This window comes from Vreelandella zhanjiangensis DSM 21076, from assembly GCF_000377665.1.
Classification (GTDB): Bacteria; Pseudomonadota; Gammaproteobacteria; order Pseudomonadales; family Halomonadaceae; genus Vreelandella; species Vreelandella zhanjiangensis.
This window is the reverse complement of the sequence record NZ_KB898647.1, coordinates 540,685-559,366: the sequence shown is the minus strand read 5'-3', so window position 1 is coordinate 559,366 and position 18,682 is coordinate 540,685. Positions and strand designations below refer to the sequence as shown.

General features: G+C 54.2%; 18 protein-coding genes. 13 read left to right on the top strand and 5 right to left on the bottom strand.

Annotated features, from left to right (window positions below):
* The first annotated feature begins 120 nt into the window (after window positions 1-120).
* A complete protein-coding gene (locus D467_RS0106795; RefSeq protein WP_018916754.1) occupies window positions 121-1,419 on the top strand; it encodes an NAD(P)/FAD-dependent oxidoreductase in 1,299 nt (432 codons plus the stop codon).
* 48 nt (window positions 1,420-1,467) lie between these two features.
* Here the strand turns inward: D467_RS0106795 and rpe are convergent, their stop codons facing one another.
* A complete protein-coding gene (gene rpe / locus D467_RS0106790) occupies window positions 1,468-2,163 on the bottom strand; it encodes a ribulose-phosphate 3-epimerase (protein WP_018916753.1) in 696 nt (231 codons plus the stop codon).
* Window positions 2,164-2,447: 284 nt separating this feature from the next.
* On the opposite strand from rpe, the gene cysP reads away from it, so the two are divergent.
* From cysP to D467_RS0106765, 5 genes are all read left to right on the top strand, one after another.
* The gene (cysP, locus tag D467_RS0106785) at window positions 2,448-3,458 is read left to right on the top strand and encodes a thiosulfate ABC transporter substrate-binding protein CysP (RefSeq protein WP_018916752.1); all 1,011 of its coding nucleotides are present in this window, start codon (window positions 2,448-2,450) and stop codon (window positions 3,456-3,458) included.
* 9 nt (window positions 3,459-3,467) lie between these two features.
* Entirely contained in the window at window positions 3,468-4,319 is an 852-nt protein-coding gene (gene cysT / locus D467_RS0106780; protein WP_018916751.1) for a sulfate ABC transporter permease subunit CysT, read from the top strand.
* Window positions 4,319-5,146, top strand: coding sequence for a sulfate ABC transporter permease subunit CysW (gene cysW / locus D467_RS0106775; RefSeq protein ID WP_018916750.1), 828 nt, complete (start codon window positions 4,319-4,321; stop codon window positions 5,144-5,146). Before cysT ends, cysW begins: the two co-directional genes overlap by 1 nt.
* Entirely contained in the window at window positions 5,143-6,234 is a 1,092-nt protein-coding gene (locus D467_RS0106770; RefSeq protein ID WP_018916749.1) for a sulfate/molybdate ABC transporter ATP-binding protein, read from the top strand. Before cysW ends, D467_RS0106770 begins: the two co-directional genes overlap by 4 nt.
* A 165-nt stretch (window positions 6,235-6,399) precedes the next feature.
* Window positions 6,400-6,993, top strand: coding sequence for a YajG family lipoprotein (locus tag D467_RS0106765; RefSeq protein ID WP_018916748.1), 594 nt, complete (start codon window positions 6,400-6,402; stop codon window positions 6,991-6,993).
* A gap of 26 nt (window positions 6,994-7,019) precedes the next feature.
* On the opposite strand, the gene D467_RS0106760 is transcribed toward D467_RS0106765, so the two are convergent.
* The 3 genes from D467_RS0106760 to D467_RS0106750 all read right to left on the bottom strand — a co-directional run bounded on the left by D467_RS0106760 (window position 7,020) and on the right by D467_RS0106750 (window position 8,742).
* Window positions 7,020-7,652, bottom strand: coding sequence for a thiopurine S-methyltransferase (locus D467_RS0106760; protein ID WP_018916747.1), 633 nt, complete (start codon window positions 7,650-7,652; stop codon window positions 7,020-7,022).
* Window positions 7,653-7,696: 44 nt separating this feature from the next.
* Window positions 7,697-8,332: a TIGR04211 family SH3 domain-containing protein gene (locus D467_RS0106755; RefSeq protein WP_018916746.1), complete on the bottom strand. Its 636-nt coding sequence runs from the start codon at window positions 8,330-8,332 to the stop codon at window positions 7,697-7,699.
* A gap of 80 nt (window positions 8,333-8,412) precedes the next feature.
* Window positions 8,413-8,742 carry a DUF1820 family protein gene (locus D467_RS0106750; RefSeq protein WP_018916745.1) on the bottom strand — a complete coding sequence of 110 codons (330 nt, stop codon included), beginning with the start codon at window positions 8,740-8,742 and terminating at the stop codon, window positions 8,413-8,415.
* A 208-nt stretch (window positions 8,743-8,950) separates the two neighbouring features.
* Between D467_RS0106750 and D467_RS0106745 the strand changes: the two genes are divergently transcribed.
* The 3 genes from D467_RS0106745 to D467_RS0106735 are packed head-to-tail and all read left to right on the top strand — an operon-like array spanning window position 8,951 to window position 13,032.
* Window positions 8,951-10,174, top strand: a complete 1,224-nt coding sequence (locus D467_RS0106745; protein ID WP_018916744.1) for an ATP-grasp domain-containing protein — start codon at window positions 8,951-8,953, stop codon at window positions 10,172-10,174.
* A gap of 30 nt (window positions 10,175-10,204) precedes the next feature.
* Window positions 10,205-12,244 (top strand): hypothetical protein, encoded by a 2,040-nt coding sequence (locus tag D467_RS0106740; protein WP_018916743.1) that lies wholly within the window; start codon window positions 10,205-10,207, stop codon window positions 12,242-12,244.
* Window positions 12,245-12,270: 26 nt separating this feature from the next.
* Entirely contained in the window at window positions 12,271-13,032 is a 762-nt protein-coding gene (locus tag D467_RS0106735) for a TlyA family RNA methyltransferase (RefSeq protein ID WP_018916742.1), read from the top strand.
* Here D467_RS0106735 and mscK read toward each other — a convergent pair.
* Window positions 13,029-16,430: a mechanosensitive channel MscK gene (gene mscK / locus D467_RS0106730; protein WP_018916741.1), complete on the bottom strand. Its 3,402-nt coding sequence runs from the start codon at window positions 16,428-16,430 to the stop codon at window positions 13,029-13,031. The two genes, D467_RS0106735 and mscK, sit on opposite strands and share 4 nt — an antisense overlap.
* Window positions 16,431-16,538: 108 nt before the next feature.
* On the opposite strand from mscK, the gene D467_RS0106725 reads away from it, so the two are divergent.
* The 4 genes from D467_RS0106725 to D467_RS0106710 all read left to right on the top strand — a co-directional run bounded on the left by D467_RS0106725 (window position 16,539) and on the right by D467_RS0106710 (window position 18,676).
* A complete protein-coding gene (locus D467_RS0106725) occupies window positions 16,539-17,570 on the top strand; it encodes a phospholipase A (RefSeq protein ID WP_018916740.1) in 1,032 nt (343 codons plus the stop codon).
* Between the two features lie 77 nt (window positions 17,571-17,647).
* Window positions 17,648-17,980 (top strand): ElaB/YgaM/YqjD family protein, encoded by a 333-nt coding sequence (locus tag D467_RS0106720; RefSeq protein ID WP_018916739.1) that lies wholly within the window; start codon window positions 17,648-17,650, stop codon window positions 17,978-17,980.
* Window positions 17,980-18,384, top strand: coding sequence for a phage holin family protein (locus tag D467_RS0106715; RefSeq protein ID WP_018916738.1), 405 nt, complete (start codon window positions 17,980-17,982; stop codon window positions 18,382-18,384). Before D467_RS0106720 ends, D467_RS0106715 begins: the two co-directional genes overlap by 1 nt.
* Complete coding sequence (locus tag D467_RS0106710; RefSeq protein WP_018916737.1) at window positions 18,359-18,676, top strand: YqjK family protein; 318 nt, start codon at window positions 18,359-18,361, stop codon at window positions 18,674-18,676. The genes D467_RS0106715 and D467_RS0106710 overlap by 26 nt, the downstream gene beginning before the upstream one ends.
* The last annotated feature ends 6 nt before the right edge of the window (window positions 18,677-18,682 follow it).

Sequence of the window (18,682 nt, the reverse complement as noted above, 5' to 3'; positions counted from 1 at the left end):
AAAAACGCTAATGCATTAGTCATAAGGGCTGGAAGCTTCTATGCTGAGGCCAAAGTCTTTGTGTTTCAGCACGACGTGATTGAAACACCCATGGATCTTCGTTTAGCCAAGGAGATATTAATGGCCATACCTCGAATCGTTATTGTGGGTGGCGGCGCTGGCGGTTTAGCGCTTGCCACTCGTTTAGGGCACACTTTAGGCAAACGCAAACGCGCCGAAATAGTCCTCTTAGACCGCAATGCGACCCACGTGTGGAAACCGCTACTTCATGAGCTGGCAACGGGTGTTCTTAACTCCAGCATGGATGAAGTGGATTATCGCGGGCACTCCTCGGCTCACTTTTACCGCTACCAGCGCGGCTCTCTACATGGGCTTGATCGCGAGCAGAAGGTTCTACACCTATCGCCTATTTATGATGAAGATGGTTACGAGGTGCTTCCCGAGCGTGAATTGCACTATGACTATCTGGTTTTGGCCCTGGGCAGCGTTTCCAACGATTTTGGAACAGAGGGCGTCGCCGAGCACTGTCACTTTATCGATTCGCCGCAGCAGGCCAAATTATTCCAGCGTGAAATGATTAACACTTTTTTGCGCTACACCGACCCATCGTTGCGTCAGCACACTGAGTTAACGATTGGCATTGTGGGCGGCGGCGCCACGGGCGTTGAGCTGTCTGCCGAGCTTTTTGATGCCTCGCGCCTGTTAAATACCTATGGCGTAACGGCACTTGATCACCAACAAATCAGCGTCCACCTTCTTGAAGCCGCTCCCCGGCTGCTGCCAGGGCTTTCTGAGCGGGTTAGCCAAACCGTGCAAAAAGAGCTGGAAAGCCTGGGCGTCAAGGTGCATATCAACACCGCGATCAAGGAAGCCAAAAGTAATCAGTTGGTTACCGACGACGGGGAGATCATAGAAACCGACCTGAACGTATGGGCCGCGGGCATCAAAGCCCCTGAGTTTTTAACCAAACTGGGGCTTTCCACCAATAAGAAAAATCAGATCAACGTCGCTAAAACACTGCAAAGCGTCGATGACCCACATATTTTCGCATTAGGCGACTGCGCATGCTGCCCGCTGGGCGAAGACAGCTCCGTGCCGCCACGTGCGCAGGCCGCACACCAACAGGCCAAACTGCTGGCTAAAAACCTGGTGCATGCGCTGGAAGGTAAACCGCTTAAAGACTTCAACTACCGTGATCACGGCTCGCTTGTATCGCTTGCACGCTATGACGCGGTAGGCAATCTGATGCGTAGCTCGGCGTCACGCGGGCTGTTCCTGGAAGGCTGGCTTGCTCGCCAATGCTACGCGTCGCTTTACCGTATGCATCAGATGTCGATTCATGGCATCCCTAAAACGGGGCTTACGTGGCTAGTCGATAAGCTTAACCGCTATCTCAAGCCACGCATGAAGCTTCACTGAGGCTTTAAGCCCTAGCTAAAGACTAATGACTTTAGAACTGAAGAGGCGTTATTTCTGGGCCAGCGCGGCACGCATTTTATTGATCACCGAATCATAGCCGTGCGGGTCGCTGGCTTCATGGGCATTAAAAATGGCGGACCCGGCGACAAACATATCCGCCCCTGCCGCAGCGATCTCAGCAATATTGTCCGCTTTAACACCACCATCGATTTCCAGGCGAATGTCCTTACCGGACGCATCAATACGCGCCCGCGCCTCACGCAGCTTATCGAGCGTGGCGGGAATAAACGACTGCCCGCCAAACCCTGGGTTAACGCTCATGAGCAGCACGATATCGATCTTATCCATCACGTAATCAAGATAGGAGAGCGAGGTCGCCGGGTTAAACACCAGCCCCGCTTTGCAGCCTCCATCGCGAATCAACTGAAGCGAGCGGTCAATATGCTCAGAAGCCTCAGGGTGAAAGGTAATGTAGCTGGCCCCAGCCTCGATAAAATCACTGATCATGCGATCCACCGGCTTGACCATTAGATGCACATCAATGGGCGCGGTCACGCCATGGTTACGCAGTGCCTTGCATACCATCGGCCCGATCGTCAGGTTAGGCACGTAGTGGTTGTCCATAACGTCAAAATGAACAACGTCAGCCCCGGCAGCCAGCACGTTATCCACCTCTTCTCCCAGGCGGGCAAAGTTGGCCGATAGAATTGAGGGGGCAATTAAATAATCATGCTTAACGCTCATGGCACACTCCTGATTAACCATTGAAAAAGGGTAACCGGTCTGTTCAGGAACAAACCTGGCGGTGCCCTTTGCAAAGCGCGCATTTTAACAGAGCAGATCAAAAAAACAGGCGCTGTTTTGTCGCGCTCATTTGTTAATCGCCAAGACTAGCGATTTGAAACATATCTTGTGTGACAGTTAGTCGTGGCATTATTCCCAAAAAGAATATAAAACTTTATTGTAATTCCATAACCTCAGGATTATCGTATGCCCATTGCTATCTGAATTGCTTTTAGGAGCTTGTCATGACGTTACCTGTACTGTTTCGCCGCAGCCTGCTTGCCATTGCATTGGGCGCCAGCATTGCCAGCCCCGCCATGGCGCAAGAACGTGAGCTGCTTAACTCTTCCTATGATATTGCCCGCGAGCTGTTCAGCGCTATCAACCCTGAGTTTCAGGCATGGTGGCAGGAAGAACACGGTGAAGAAATCAGCATTAACCAGTCTCATGGCGGCTCTTCTGCACAGGCACGCGCCATCATGCAGGGGCTTCGGGCGGACGTGGTCACGTTCAATCAGGTAACCGATGTGCAGGTGCTGGCGGACGCGGGCCTGGTGGCAGAAGACTGGCAACAGGCGTTCGAAAATAATGCATCTCCCTACTACTCGACTACCGCCTTTTTAGTACGCAAAGATAACCCCAAGGGCATCGAAAGCTGGGACGATCTGGCCAAGGAAGACGTCAGCATTGTTTTCCCGAATCCTAAAACGTCAGGCAACGGTCGCTATACGTATCTTGCTGCCTGGGGGTTTGCTGACCAGGCGTTCGATGGTGATGACGAGCAGATTCAGGACTTCATGCGTACCTTCCTGGCCAATGTTTCGGTCTTCGATACGGGCGGCCGCGGCGCTACCACGAGCTTTATCGAACGTGGTATCGGCGATGTTCTGATCAGCTTTGAGTCAGAAGTTAACAATATCCGTAATGAATACGGTAGTGATGATTACGAAGTGATCGTACCGCCCATCAGTATTCTTGCCGAATTCCCGGTTGCCGTGGTTGGCGAGAATGCCGAGCGCAATGGCAACAGCGACCTTGCGCAGAGCTACCTTGAGTTTTTATACCAGGAAGACACTCAGCGCCTGCTGGCAGGATTCAATTACCGCGTTCACGATGAAACCGTGGTTGAAGAATTTGCTGACGAGTTTCCGGAAACCGAACTGTTCAACGTTGAAGACGTATTTGGCAGCTGGGATGAAGCGATGACCAATCACTTTGAAAGTGGTGCACTTCTTGATCAATTGCAGCGTCGTTAACAAGACATTATGAGCCTAGCATTACGTCTAACCGGCAACACTCGTGTGTTGCCGGGTTTTGGTCTTTCAATGGGTATCAGCGTGCTATTTATCTCGCTGGTACTTTTATTGCCTATTACCGGGCTGTTTGGCCAACTCTCCAATCTGAGCCTTGCTCAATACTGGGCGATCATTACCGAAGGTCGGATTGTCGCAAGCTATACGGTCACCATCGGTGCCGCAGCAGTCGCCGCCTTGATCAATGCCGTATTCGGTCTACTGCTGGCGTGGGTACTGGTTCGCTATGAGTTTCCGGGCAAACGCCTGCTTGATGCGCTGATGGACCTGCCCTTTGCCCTACCCACGGCGGTTGCAGGTATTACGCTCGCCACTCTGTACGCGGGTAGCGGCTGGATGGGACGTCTGCTTGAGCCGTTGGGCTTTCAGGTCGCCTACACCTGGGTAGGTATCGCGCTTGCCATGGCGTTCACCAGCATTCCGTTTGTGGTGCGCACCGTTCAGCCGGTGTTAGAGGATTTACCTGCTGAAGTCGATGAAGCTGCCATGTCGTTAGGTGCCACCGACGGGGTCGCCTTTCGCCGGGTCATCATGCCGCATTTGTGGCCAGCCCTGGTTACCGGCACGGGGCTTGCCTTTGTGCGCTCGCTTGGCGAGTTTGGCGCGATTATTTTTATCGCGGGCAATATGCCCTACGAAACTGAAATTACCGCCTTGATGATTTTCGTCAAGCTGCAGGAGTACGACTACGCGGGCGCGTCTGCCATTGCTTCCGTGGTGCTGTTCGTTTCGCTTGCTCTACTGCTTGCCATTAATGTCTGGCAGGGTCGTTTTGTCCGCCGCCTGCACGGAGGTAAAGGCTAATGCGTCGAATCGGTGATGCACCGGCCGTCAAACGCCTGCTGATTGGCGCGGCGTTAGTACTGTCGGCGCTATTTCTGCTTTTGCCACTGGTGGCTATCTTCGCCCAGGCGTTTTCACAGGGCATGGCGGTTTTCTGGTCTAACGTCAGCAACTATTTCACCCTGCATGCGATTGGTTTAACGCTCGGGGTTGCCCTGCTTACCATTCCTATCTGTTTGGTATTTGGCGTTGCCCTGGCGTGGCTGGTCACCCGCTTCAGCTTTCCGGGCAGGCGTATTCTGCAAACCCTGATCGATATCCCGTTTGCAGTTTCACCGGTGGTGGCAGGGCTTATTTATCTGCTGCTTTATGGGCGCAATGGCTGGATAGGCAGCTGGCTGGATGGTCATGATATTCAGCTGATGTTTGCCTGGCCGGGTATTTTGATGGTCACCGTGTTCGTGACCTGCCCGTTTGTTGCCCGCGAGCTTATTCCCCTGATGCAGGCACAAGGCTCGCGCGAGGAAGAGGCCGCGGCTACGCTTGGCGCAAAAGGCTGGATAACCTTTTGGCGAGTCACGCTACCCAACATCCGCTGGGCGCTGCTTTACGGGATCATTTTAACCAACGCCCGGGCGGTGGGTGAGTTTGGCGCAGTATCGGTGGTGTCAGGCGCGATCCGTGGTCAAACCAATACGCTACCCCTTCACCTTGAACAGCTTTACCAGGATTACAACGCGGTGGGCGCCTTTGCCTGTGCCGCGCTGCTGGCCCTGATCGCTCTACTTACCCTGGCGGCCAAGGCAAGTTTGGAATGGCGCGCATCGCGTCGGGAGGCGCTCTTATGAGCATTCGCTTACAGAATATTGCAAAACACTTTGGCAAAACGCTGGCCCTTGAGCCCGTTAATCTGGATATCCATGAAGGCGAACTGGTAGGCTTATTGGGCCCGTCAGGCTCAGGCAAAACCACCCTGCTACGCATTATCGCGGGGCTTGAAAACGCCGACCGCTCGCCCGAACCGGGCAAGATCCTGTTCGGCGACCGCGATGTCAGCAACGTGCACGTGCGTGACCGGCGAATTGGCTTCGTGTTTCAGCACTACGCACTTTTCCGTCATATGAGCGTGTATGACAACGTCGCGTTTGGCCTGACGGTGATGCCCAAAAAAGAGCGCCCTTCAAGCGGTGAGATTCGCGCTCGCGTCTTTCGTCTGCTTGAAATGGTCCAGCTTGAGCACTTGGCCAAGCGCTACCCCGCGCAGCTTTCAGGCGGCCAGCAGCAGCGGGTTTCGCTGGCCCGTGCGCTAGCGGTAAAACCGGACGTATTGCTGCTTGATGAACCGTTTGGCGCGCTTGACGCTAAAGTCCGCCAGGACCTACGCCGCTGGCTTCGCCGCTTGCATAGCGAACTCAACTTTACCAGCGTATTTGTGACCCACGACCAGGAGGAGGCCTTGGAGCTTTCTGATCGAGTCGTGGTGATGAGTAACGGGCGCATTGAGCAAATTGACGCCCCGGATACGCTTTATCATTCGCCCAAAAACCGCTTTGTGTTTGAGTTTCTAGGCGATGTAAACCACTTGGAAGGCAACGTTAATAACGGCGTTTTAACCTGTGGCGATGCCTATCTACACGTTGACCTGCCGAATGGCGCCGAAGAGCTGCTGCTGCGTCCACATGAAGTGCGTCTGGCTGAGCAGCCAAGCGACACCTGCCATTTACCGGTAGTGGTCACCGCCATTTCACCAGTGGGTGCAGAAGTGCGCGTCGAATTGGAGGCCAACTGGTTAGCCAAGCCTTGGCTTGCCACCGTGCGCCATGCTGATTTTGAGCGCCTTGAAATGCGCCGCGGACAGCATCTCTATGCCTACCCTCGCCAGTGGCACCGGTTTAAGGATGAAGCACTGGCCGCAGAACAGACACGGGTAGCCTAAAACGTCATTCCAGCATTAGCATAAATTCATGAGCGCGGACGGTATCTTGCTGGTATTTAAGGCGTAACAACGGCATAGTTTGCATAAAGAAATTCAAAGGCAGTTTTTTTAAGACACGTTCTCAAAGACACTTTCTTGAAACAAACCGTAATAGCGGAGAAAAATATGCTTCGGCGCCAGTTTTTACGTCTTTCAGGTGTGCTTTTGGCAGGCGTTTGGTTAGCGGGCTGTGCAAGCCCTCAATATCTTCAGCTTAGCCCAGAGCGCAGTGGCAACGTACCGCAAACCGGATCAGGCCAGCAGGTAACGGTTGTTGCCGTCGATGGCCGGGAAAGTGAAGTGATCGGTACGCGGGCGGGTGGCAATATGTCAACTGCGCAAATCACGGTTAATAGCCACGAGCTGATTCCCCAGCTGCAGGCGGAAGCCGAGCGTGCAGTTCGCGAAATGGGCTTTAACCCCACCACGGAACAGGCCCAGGGCCGTCCTACGCTGACGCTTGAGCTTGCCAGCCTGCAGTACGGACGTGGTGACAGCGGCCAGCCGTTAGTGGACGAGGCCCGTCTTGAAGGTGTTTTCCGCGCGATTGCCAAAAATAAAGGCACGACGTACACCGGCACCTATACCTCACGCCGCACTCAAGGCTATGCAGTCAAGCCGGGTGAAGATACCAATACCCGTATGCTCAATGACCTTTTGAGCGACGGTCTGAACCGGGCATTCAACGACCCCGAACTTGGCCGCCTGCTGGCCCGTTAGGACCGCTAACGCGGGCGTGGGGCACACTACAGCTGTGGCCCGCGCCGCTTAAGCGACCATACCGATTCAGTACGGCCCCGCTCATCGGGGCTACCCTCCTCTAACAGCGTTACGCGAAAATTCGGCGTAAACAGCTGGGCTATTTCGTCGCCGGGCACGCTATACGGCGGACCTGCTTCATCATCCTGATGGGTTATGCTGACCAGCAAGCCTTTGGCACCAGGTGGAACTAATTGAGCCAGGTGAAACGCATAGCGTTCTCGCGTTGCCGGCGGCAATGCGATGAGCGAGGCGCGATCATAAAACGCACCTACCTCCGCTGCCTGCTGTATGTGGAGATGAAAAAAATCTCCGCACCAAAGCTCCACACTCCCCTGGCGCGAGATTTCAAACCCCGCATGAGCGTAGCGTGATACGCCAATCGAGCGCTGGGCCAGAAACTGCTCAATCGCCTCCGGCGCCAGCTCAATTCCTAATACGGGGTGCCCAGCTTCCGCCAACCAGCGCATATCCAGGCTTTTGCCGCATAAGGGAACCAGCACTTTCGTGCCGGACTCGACCTCAAGCGTGGGCCAGTAGTGAACCAGCGCCGGGTGCGGCTGATCCAAGTGAAAACCAATTCGGCCTTCTTGCCAACGCTGTCGCCAGGAAGTACTCATTGAGATCACCTTGTGTCTTTACAGGCTTTAAACCGGCTACAGGCTTAGAACCAGCGATCACGCTTTTTACGCCGACGCGGCAAGTGCGGCACGATAAGCCCCACGAGCAGGCCAGCACCTGCCACGCCACCGCCATACATGAAGTAGCGCATCAGCAGGTCTTCTTCCTGAGTGTCCAGACGCGCTTGCAAAGCACGCACCTGCTGGCGCGACTGCTCGGTTTCGCTATCCAGCTCATTGTTGCGCGCTTCAAGATCGCTGATCCGCTGTTCTCGTATTTCCAGCGTTTCGGTCATGGAGGAAGTACGCTGCTCCCAGGTATCGTTGATCCCCGCAAGCTCAGCCGTAAGTTCATCGACACGGTCTTGCAGAATCGGTAGCTGCTCACGGGCGCTAGGGGTTTCCTGCAACTCGTTGGTCAGCACCCATACCGTATCACCACTGCCGCCTCGTACACGCGTGTAGTTACCGCTTTCTTCCAGCACTTCTACCTGCTCACCCGCATTGAGCGTACCGATAATACGATACCCGTCGGTGGGGCCGCTGCGTACATAAGTGCTTAACGCATCGCTTACCCAGGCTTGATTATCGGTTTGTGCAATCGCCTGTGTACTGGCCACAGTTAGCAGCACGCTGGCAGCGGCTGCAACACATGAGAAACGAAATTTATCTGCTTGCATGACGTCATGTCCTGATTAAAAAAACGCTGCATGGCGGACGAAGCCACCAGCGCTAACAGCGTCGCGCTTGTCTTGGGCGCTTACCCTTCGCTACGCGGCGGTAGGGGGAAGGGACGTGGGAACTCAGCAACGCGGGCATCGCTTTTTACTGCCTTCAAAGGCCCTTCGCGTTCCACCTCATCAATGCGCACAATCGCATTTAGAGGCAGATAACTACGCTTGACGCCCTCGAAGGTTCGCTGCAACTTTTCAGTTGCAGGATCAACGACTACCCGTGACGCATCGTCAAAGACAAACTCCTCGACTTCAATAAAGCCCCAGAGTTCGCTTTGAAAGATCTCCCGAACGTATAAATCCCAAATTTCACCCTGTTGGTGAACCACCACCCTATAAATCGGCTTGGCCGCCATCTTGGCCTATCCCTCTTGCCATTTGAACGTAAAATTTTCCGGCCTAGCGTACCATAACCCAACCCATAGAGCCTTAGCTGACGTGTCTTAAAGCGTTAATAAGCGCTAACCGTCCACTTTACTAAGTACTAATTAGCCGATAGGGCAAGCATCGTGTAGGGTGAAGAGAAGGAAGCAGAAAGACATACCCCTTACAGGAGTAACGATTATGCAGAAGGATCCAAATAAAGGTTACATCGCGCTGCTTGGCTGGAGTCTAAACGCCATCGAAGCGGCAGAAAAATTTGATCGACGCTATATCGTAGTTGCTCCTGATTGGGCTGAGGAGTATTGCCAGCAGCATGAAATCCCTCATGTGGCCTGGAATTTCGAACGCCTCAATGACCGTTCCTTAGAGATTGCCGAAACGCTTAAAGAGAAAGGCGTAGACGTTGCCATTCCACTGTTTGAAGAAACGGTTGAATGGGCCGGCGCCATCAACTCTGTTCTTCTTGATAATCCACGCCTTTATGGTCAGTCACTGCTGCTGCGTGATAAAGCCCTGATGAAGCGACGCGCCCAGCTGGGTGGCATCCGCGTGGGGATTTTTGAAGAGGCGCATGATAAAGAAGATGTTGTGCGCTTTTTGAAGCGCGTCAACCAGACGCTGCTCAAGCTTGATGGCGACCCAAACGATCCGATCCACCTTAAAGCGTTCGATAAAGCAGGTTGCCTGGGACACCGAGTGATTCGCACCCCCGATGAGATCGATGCCATTCCTGAAGAGGAGTTTCCGGTATTGATGGAGTCGCACTTGGATGGATGGGAGTTCGCGGTTGAGGCGTGGATTCATAATGGCAAAATCGCCTTTTTGAATATTTCCGAGTACGTAACGCTAGGCTATTCCGTGTTTGTGCCCGCCTCCCCCGAGCTTGAAAAATACCGTGACCAAATCACTACTCAGATCGAAAAGCTGATCAAGGCATTCGATATTGAATTTGGTTTGATTCATCCCGAATACTTCGTTACAAGCGACGGCGAAATGTACTTTGGCGAAGTCGCCTACCGCCCGCCTGGCTTTAAAGTATTTGAGCTGCTGGAGCGCGTTTACGGCTTTAACGCCTACCAAGCCTCGATGCTTGTGTTTGACCCAAAAAGTACGCCGGACGAAATCGCAGCGTTCTTTCCCAAGGAAGTGGTTGATGCCAACGGCTTTGCCGGCTGTTTCGGGGTTTACCCAAGGCGTCGCGTTGTCAGCCGCCTGGAGATTCCTGAAGATACCGAAGACCACGCCTACTTTGAGTCGCATGAGCTGACCTCGCCAGTTGAGGAGACGGTTACCAAGCGCACCGCTTTTGGTACCCACTGGGGGCTGATTTACTTCAAGGGCGATGACGCACATACCATGCGCGATCTCCTTAAGCGTCAGGAAGATCTCGACTTCTATGTATAATCCCAGCTATTACCGGGACAAGGAGTCATTGTGACGCCTCATAACGAGTCGCTTTCAAACGCCGACAAGCTTGACGAACTATTGCAAAAACTGGACGACGCTGTGGCGCTGTTGGCCAATGCGCTCGCTTTTTCCAAGCCCGCGAAACTTCCTCGCGTGCTGGACACCGCTCGCCGGGTGTTATTACAGCCCGGCGGCTGTGCGGCGCTTGAAACGCGTGCGGCAGTCATTGAAGCCTCAGGCGTTTTTGCGGGCTCAGACTGGGAAACGCCTCAATATCTGGTGCCTACGCTCACGACGTTCTCGCTGAAAAGCGCCGACGCCAATGTGGTGGTCATTGAGGCGTTAAGCGAATTACGCCTGCTGGCCGTGGCCAAAGGCGACTATCTGCATCCGCTACTCTCCCAAGAGCAGGCGCGCCACTATCTGACACAGGTCATGGCGATCAACCTCTGGCTGCTGTTTGGTGCACCCAGTGAAGCCGAGCGGGAAACCCAGGGGCGGCTCTCGACGATTACCCGCCAGTTATTTAGCCATCTTGCCGAGCGCATTGGCTATGAGCATGTGATTGACCAGTTGATCGATGAAATCTGGCGCATCTTGAAGCAGCGGCCAATTCAGGTAGATTCAATCAAGCAGATGATTACCCAGATTGCGCTGTGTCAGGCAAACCCGGATATTGACCTGGGCGCCAGCGGACAAGGCGCTGATCGCTTAGTGAGCTCACTCTTCGGCCCTACCCAGGCCTGCCGTGAAGATCCAGGCGTGGACATCTATCGCGAGCGCCTTGAACGCATGGACACCTCGGCTTTACAGGCTGAAGCCACGGGGTTTGCCCGCGCCATGCACGATACCGGGCTGGTTTCCCCCTACCACGCCGTGCTGATGCGCCATCTGCTTGAAGAGAGCGACTATCTACTCACCGAGGCGATGGGCCTCTCCTCGACCGGGCGCGACTGCCTGCTGTGTTATCGCGAACTGGTTCATGCACTGATCCGCAGCGCCATTTATCCGGCCACCGCGCAAGCGGTATATGGCTTGGCGCTGCTGCTTGAACGGGGCATTCTTTACCAGCCACCGGTGGCACCCGCGATGTGGCGCCAGTTGAATCTGCCGCTTTCCGACTGGACACAGGCACGCCTTATGCTCGCCTATGGTGAACTAACCACACCGCGGGCACGCCTTCTGGAAGGGGTTTTATGCATGCTGGGCCTCCCTCTGGGCGTGGGTCAGGGCAACAACCCTACCTGCCAGTCGGCCAGGGCGCTTTCCATGTGGGCGTATAACGACCCGGATTACTTGCTGCAAATGGTCGCCTGGGCGGCACGCGATGATGAAATCATCGTGCATTTTGAAGGGCAGCCGATCTCCTCTAAAGAGAGTCAGTCGGGGGTAGCGACAGAGCTTCCCATAGACCTCGATCCCGTTTCGCTGATTGTGGTGCCCCAGCTTGACCGCATTTATGCGGAAATGGGCAGGCGCTGTATTGGCCGTGAAGGTGACCCCCACCGCTGGGTGAACCCTGAGTTTCATGGCTGGTGGTCAGGCCGCGGGTTTTGCATCAATGTTGACGTTGCCACAGGGCAACTGACGAATGTTGATTCTTTCATACGCCGTTTCTATGCCTGCTATCATCCCTTCTACAACGGTAATCAGCCGCTTATCCATCCTCAGCCAGCGGGTATTGCGATTACCGATAGCGCCGCCCGTTTTATTGGCTGGCATGCGATTACAATACTGCGCGCATCGCTTGATCCATCGGATATAATGCGCCTGTATTTCTATAACCCCAATAATGACAGCGGTCAGGATTGGGGAGATGGCGTCGTTGTGAGTACTGCCGGTAACGGCGAGCGCTTTGGCGAGGCGTCTCTGCCCTTTGACCAGTTTACGTCGCGGCTGTATATCTATCACTTTGATCCACTGGAGCACGGTGAGCTGGCGACAGTAGCCGATGAAGAGCTTGAAGGCGTCAAACAGTATCTATATCGCAGCTGGGGGGGCGCTCGTTTGCCAGACACCGAGCTACAGGCCAATGAAGGTGCCCACTCGTCAATTAATCAGCCATAACCGCGCTTAATTAACCCATGTCTTCTATGTTACGACTTGATCAACTGCTGGTCAGCCAGGGGCTTGCCAGTTCGCGCACCCGTGCTCAACGGCTTATTCGCCACGGCCGCGTTCGTCTGCTAGAGGCACACCCGCGTGTGCTGACCAAACCTTCAGAAAAATGGCCTGTAGAAACGCGTTTACAGGTTGATGACGACCCGGAAGAGCGCTACGCCTCGCGCGCGGGTTTAAAACTTGAAAGCGTACTGGACGTTTTAAATAAACGCCTTGATGGACTAGTCGTGCTGGACGTTGGCCAGTCAACAGGGGGCTTTACCGACTGCGCGCTGCACTATGGTGCACGTCACGTGATGGGGGTTGAAGTGGGCCACGGGCAGCTTGTCGATTCACTTCGCTCAGACCCGCGGGTGACGTGCTTGGAAGGCCTCAATGCCAGGCATATGAGCACATCCCCAGCGCTCCAAGAAGCTGTCGCGACACTCCCGGTGGATATCGCGGTGATGGACGTTTCGTTTATTTCACAGACGCTGATCCTACCTGAAATCGCCGCGCTGCTGCCATCTGACGGTGAGCTTATTTCCCTAGTCAAGCCGCAGTTTGAATTAACCCCAGGAGCGCTTGATAAGCGCGGAGTGGTGCGCCGAGCGGCTGACTACAAGGTTGTTGAGGAGAAAATTCGTACGGCGTGCAGCGCCTGCGGATTAGCCGTACAGCATTGGCAGGAAAGCCCAATCACCGGTGGGGACGGCAATCGGGAATTTCTTCTTCACGCTATTAAACAAGGCTAGCTAAGCGTGGCGGGCGGCAGCCGCTTTATCGACTGCACCTTGGCGGCCTCCCCCTTGTCACGGTGCAGCCAGACATCCATCTGCTCGAAAGCGACTCGAACCTCTGCCTCCCGGAACAGCTGATCCACCCGGCAGTTCACTTCATCCGCCGCAAACAAACGATCCACCAGGTCATTAACAAAGATACGCAGCTCAAAATTGAGGCTGTGGTTGCCATAGCTTAAGCAGAAAACCTGGGGTTCCGGGTCAGCCAGCACCCGCTCGTTCTCGTCAGCCGCCTGGCGCAAAAGTCGATGCACTTTGTCTAAATCAGAGCCGTGAGCAACGCCGTAGGTCAACACCACCCGAGTGATGTTATCGGAAAGCGACCAGTTGATAAGCTGATCGGTGACAAACGTTTTATTGGGGATAATGATCTCTTTACGATCGAAGTCCGTGACGGTGGTGGCGCGTATCCGAATACGGCTTACGGTACCGTGTAGGTTGCCAAGCGTAATCGTGTCGCCAATTCGAATCGGGCGCTCGAAAAGAATAATCAAACCTGAAATGAAGTTGGCAAAAATTTCCTGTAAGCCAAAGCCCAAGCCCACGCTGAGCGCCGCCACCAGCCACTGCAGTTTATCCCACGATACACCTAGCGTCGCCAGCGCCATCACAATACCCGTACCTACAATCGCATAGGAAAGCAGCGAGCTTATGGCGTAGGCGCTACCCTGCTTTAAGGCCAGCCGAGATAGCACCATGACTTCTAAAAGCCCCGGCAGATTGCCCGCCATGATAATAGTAATGGCCACAATCAGGAGTGCCGTAAACACATCAGAAATCGACAGCGTATCGCCTACCAGGTCGCCCTCTTCGGCATCCCATAGCGAGACGTGATCCAGGTAACCCAGCACGGATAGAAGATCCGCCCACACCAGGTATAAAAGCGCGCTGAAACCAATCAATAAAATCAGTTTGGAAAGACGCAGCGACTGGCTATTGATTTTCTCCATATCCAGCGGCGGCTCCTCTACTACTTCAAGCCCGCCTTCAGCCCCCTCCTGCACCTGTGCCCGGCGTCGAGCCAGAGCACGCCGATAGGCAAGCCGCCTGGCGGCAACGGCCAAGCTGCGCACCACCGTAGCCTCGACCACAATCCATAGCCCCAGCAGATACAGCGTAATGGCAAAGCGGCCCACCAGGCGTAGCGCCGTATATTCATATCCCCACACCACCAGCCCCAATAACACTAACGGTATGGAGGCCATGGCAAGCCCTAACATCAACCGAAACAGGCGCACACCAAAAAATGGTATATGCGACAAAATCAGCTGGGCCAGCCACCAGCTCATGGCCATCAGCCCTACCGTAATCAGCGCCATGGCGACAGGCCGCATTGCCAAAGGGGTTTCCATCTGTTCTGACATGGCCGCAATGGCCACCACCGGCACTAACGCCAAGCCTAGCCCACGGAGCAACTCGCGAAGCCGAGCATTGTAATGGGCCGACCAGGTAAAATGGCGCTCGGCCACGCCGTCAGCCACTAATAACCTACGCCCCCACGCCACCACCGCCCAGCTTAAGGCCAACTGCAGCAACGCCGGCGAAACGCTATGGGACAATGCGCCTTGCGTTGCGCTAAGCCCTATCCCTACGCCCGCCAGTGCTAATGGCCCGGGGATCGCCAGCAGCGCGTTTAAGAGTACCGCTTTTGGGGTATGCAGCTGGGTATCGCTTTTCAAACGACCAATCTGTGAATGAATGGCGGCAAGCCCTGTTTTGATACGCCGCCGCAAACCCACTAACAGCAGGCTTATCAGTATCAGAGGGGCACCGCTGAGTACCTCCCAGGAAACGCCCTGCCAGTGACTAGGTAAAATGGCTCGCCACTCGCCTTCCCGCCATTCCAGGCGCGCATTGCTGGGCAACTGGCGCACCCAGTTGAGATCCAGCGGCCGACTGTTAGCCACCCAGAATAACTGCTCATCGATGGTCGTACGTAGTTCTCGCGTGGTGGCTAATAGCTGCTGCTGATTAAGCTGAAGCTCAATGGCAGCGCTTAGCAGGCTGCCATAGGACTGCTCCAACTGCTCAACCAGCTCACGGCGCGACTGGTAAAGCCGTGAAAGCGAGCTGACCAAGCCGGGGGTAACCTCAAGGCCAGCCTCTTCCAAGCGCTGGGTCGCCAGCCGCTCGCCCTGGCGCAGCTGGTCGCGCTGGCGAATCAAGTCAAACTGCTTTAACCGCAGGTCGGCAATTTCGTCCTGAAGGTCACGGCGCGGCACAATCGATGGCAATGATTGGCGCTGCTCACGCAGAATCCGTGAGAGTAACTGACTGCCTCGAATAGCATCAATTTGCTCGTTGAGACTGCGCTGCAGCTGGCGCACATGATCCAGCTGACGCTGCGCCTCGATATTCTCACGCACAATGCTGTTGGAGCGATCGGTCGCACGCAGCAGCTCCAGGCTAAGCTCTTGGTTAATTTGCTGGGCACGCAAGACAACGGGATGCCCTTCGGCAATTAAAGGATCGTCCCTGGCGGCATCGGCGATCGCCTGTTCCGACTGCAGGCGGCGCTGCCGATCAATCGCCCCCTGTAGTAGATTTAAGCGCTGCTCCTGACGGTCGATCTGCATTGAAAGCAGGTCACGCCGCTGCTGCGCCAGCTCACGTAGGCGACTATTGGCGCTGAGTTCGCGCTGATTATAAGTTACCTCGCGCTCCGCCAGGGCGCGCTCCAGGCGGAGCTGGATCAGCTGAGCATCGTTCAAGGCAGAGAGCTGCCGGTCAGCCAGGAGCGCTTCCCGTTCATCGTGCTGACGGCGTAAGGTTTCAATACGCTGAAGCGCTTCTGAAATTGACTGCTGAGCTCGCTCGGGTAGGGTTTGAGCAGAGAGAAGCTGCGAATTCACTTCCGCCAGCTGGCTCTGCAGCTGCTGCAGGTCTACGACGGCATCCGTCTGCTGCGCTTCGAGCGTATCAAGCGGTGTGTCGGTTAGATCGGTAACGGTTAATTGCTGACTATCATCGTTAATGTCACTGAGTTGGCGCTCCAAGAGCTGCCGCTGTTCTGGCGCCTGCTCGACACGCTGACTCAATGCCGACAACCGCTCCTCAACCGCGCTTAATCGCTCATAGGCCTGCAAGGCAGCCGTGAGTGCAACTTTATCACGCCCTTGTTGAGGCGTAAGTTCGCCTTCAGCCGCATCTAATTCGGCGAGCCTTTCAGCCAGCTCTTTTTGAGGGGGCACCCGATCAAGTGGGGAGTTATCTGCCGCGTGAACATGAACGCAAGCCATCAATACCCACAGCAAAAACAAGCTTCTAACTAGCCGACTGCCAGCAAATCTCACCACGTCAATCATGCCCTCACAGACATTATCAAAACCCGTCAATACGGAAACATTCGCCATTGTCAGGCGTTCTAAGGATAAGCGCAATGAAGAGAAGTTGACTTACACCCTCTGCATGTATAGAAACAACCTTGATAATTGTTTCTCCCCTATTTGCGAGCCACCTAGATGGTCATCCGAAAACTGATGTTGGTCGGTCTAACGGTATTGCTAAGCGCTGAAATGCTCGGTAATTCCGCATTAGCAGAATCGAAAGAAGAAATTGAAGCACGTATCCGTGCGCTTGATAATGAGCGCTATCAGCTTAGCCAGCAGTTGCAGCAAATTAACGCATCTGGCGATATATCAAGCGATATGGCGGATGAAACGCTGCCGGTGGAACAGGCGCGCGACGATCTTATTGAGCGCCGCCTACTGGAACAAGAGTCCACTCGAAATCCATTTTCGATCACCACGCACCGTACTAACTACTTATTCCCGGTTAGCTACAATGCCAAGCAAAACAGTGAGAATTTTCGCAATATCACTACAGATGCGGGCCCCGATAGCAACGAAGTTAAGTTTCAGCTCAGCGTTAAGGTAAATTTAGCGGAAGATGTTTTCGGCAGTGTTGGTGATGTCTACTTCGGCTATACCCAACGCAGCTGGTGGCAGGCCTATAACACCGATGCATCATCACCGTTTAGGGAAACCAACTACGAGCCCGAAATATTTATCGACTTCGATAACGCCTGGAGTGCTTTAGGGTGGGTCAATACGCGCAACCGAGTGTCCTTTAATCATCAGTCCAACGGTCGCTCAGATCCACTGTCACGAAGCTGGAACCGCGTGTATCTGGAAAGCATTTTTCAGCGCGGCGATTGGGCTTTGACATTAGCTCCCCATTGGCGCGTGCCAGAATCAGAAAATGACGACGATAACCCTGACATCGAACGCTATATGGGTTACGGCGACATTCGGCTTGCCAAGCGGCTCGACAATAACCATGAAATCAGTGGTCAATGGCGCGGTAACCCCAGCGCTGGGCATCATGGTACTCAGATCGACTACAGCTGGCCCACGTTCAATAGTTTGCGCGCCCACGTGCAGTATTACTATGGCTACGGTGAAAGCATGATCGACTATGACAACCGTGTTCACCGTTTGAGCATCGGTTTTAGCTTAAATCCGCTATTTAGTGCTACTGGATTGAACCGTTAACAAAACAAGCTTGTCTATCACGTATCGGCTGCTATGCTGATATAGGTTAAATAATTCATTCGTCAAAGGAAGACAAAATGGCTAAGCGTCAATTTGGTACTGATAACAGCGCTGATCAATGGAAAGAAGATCTGCGTCATTTAAGCGACACAGTAGAAGAGCTAGTTAAAGCCACATCTAAAGATGCCAGCAGTGAGATGCATGACCTGCGCACTCGTGCTGAAAGCCGTCTTAAAACTGCTCGCGCACGACTGGAAGCTCAAGGCGAGCGCATTTATGACGAAACCCGCGAAACGATTTCACAACAAGTTGATTGCTGTGACCGCTATGTGCGCGAAAACCCGTGGTCAAGCATCGGCATCGGCACTGCTGTCGGTGTATTGGTAGGTATGCTGCTCGGTCGCCGCTAATGTCTTTGGGTCCAACCCAACGCGTATTCTCCGCCGCCAAACGCTTGCTGAAATCACTGGTTGCTAATAGTGAAACTCGCCTGCGTTTGGCGGTTTTAGAGCTTGAAGAAGAACGCGCCCGCCTTTTTACGCTGTTTCTTTTATTGGGTGCCAGCTTACTACTACTGCTGTTGGGCGTTGCTACATTAACAGCCCTTATTGTAGTGATCTTTTGGGACTCCTACAGGCTATTGGCGATTGGCGGAAGCGCAGGTGCATTGTTAGCGGCTAGCTTTTTGCTGGCAGCCATTGGTGTTCGTCAGGCCAAGCGACATACGCTACTAAAAGAAACGCTTAAACAGTTAGCGGCCGATCGTGCTCTGCTTGAGGTGAATGGAGATGACGCAAATCGACAAGAGCGTTAAGCTGCCTAACCGCCCTGAGCGTATAAGTCGTGCTGAACGTAAAGCGGCGTTGCTTGCCCAGCTAGAGCAGCAGCGTGTAGATATTTTAGTATGTAGCGAATATCTGCAGCGCTCGGCATCACCACTCGATCAAAGCTGGCGCAGTATTAAACTGCCGTTATATGCCGCTGGCGGCCTGCTGGCATATAAGTTTGTACGACGTCCCGGTGGAATAATGGCGGCTGGCAGAAAAGGGCTGGCGGGCTATATGCTATTTCGCAAGCTGAAACTGCTGGCCAAAATTGCCAGCTAAGCTTGC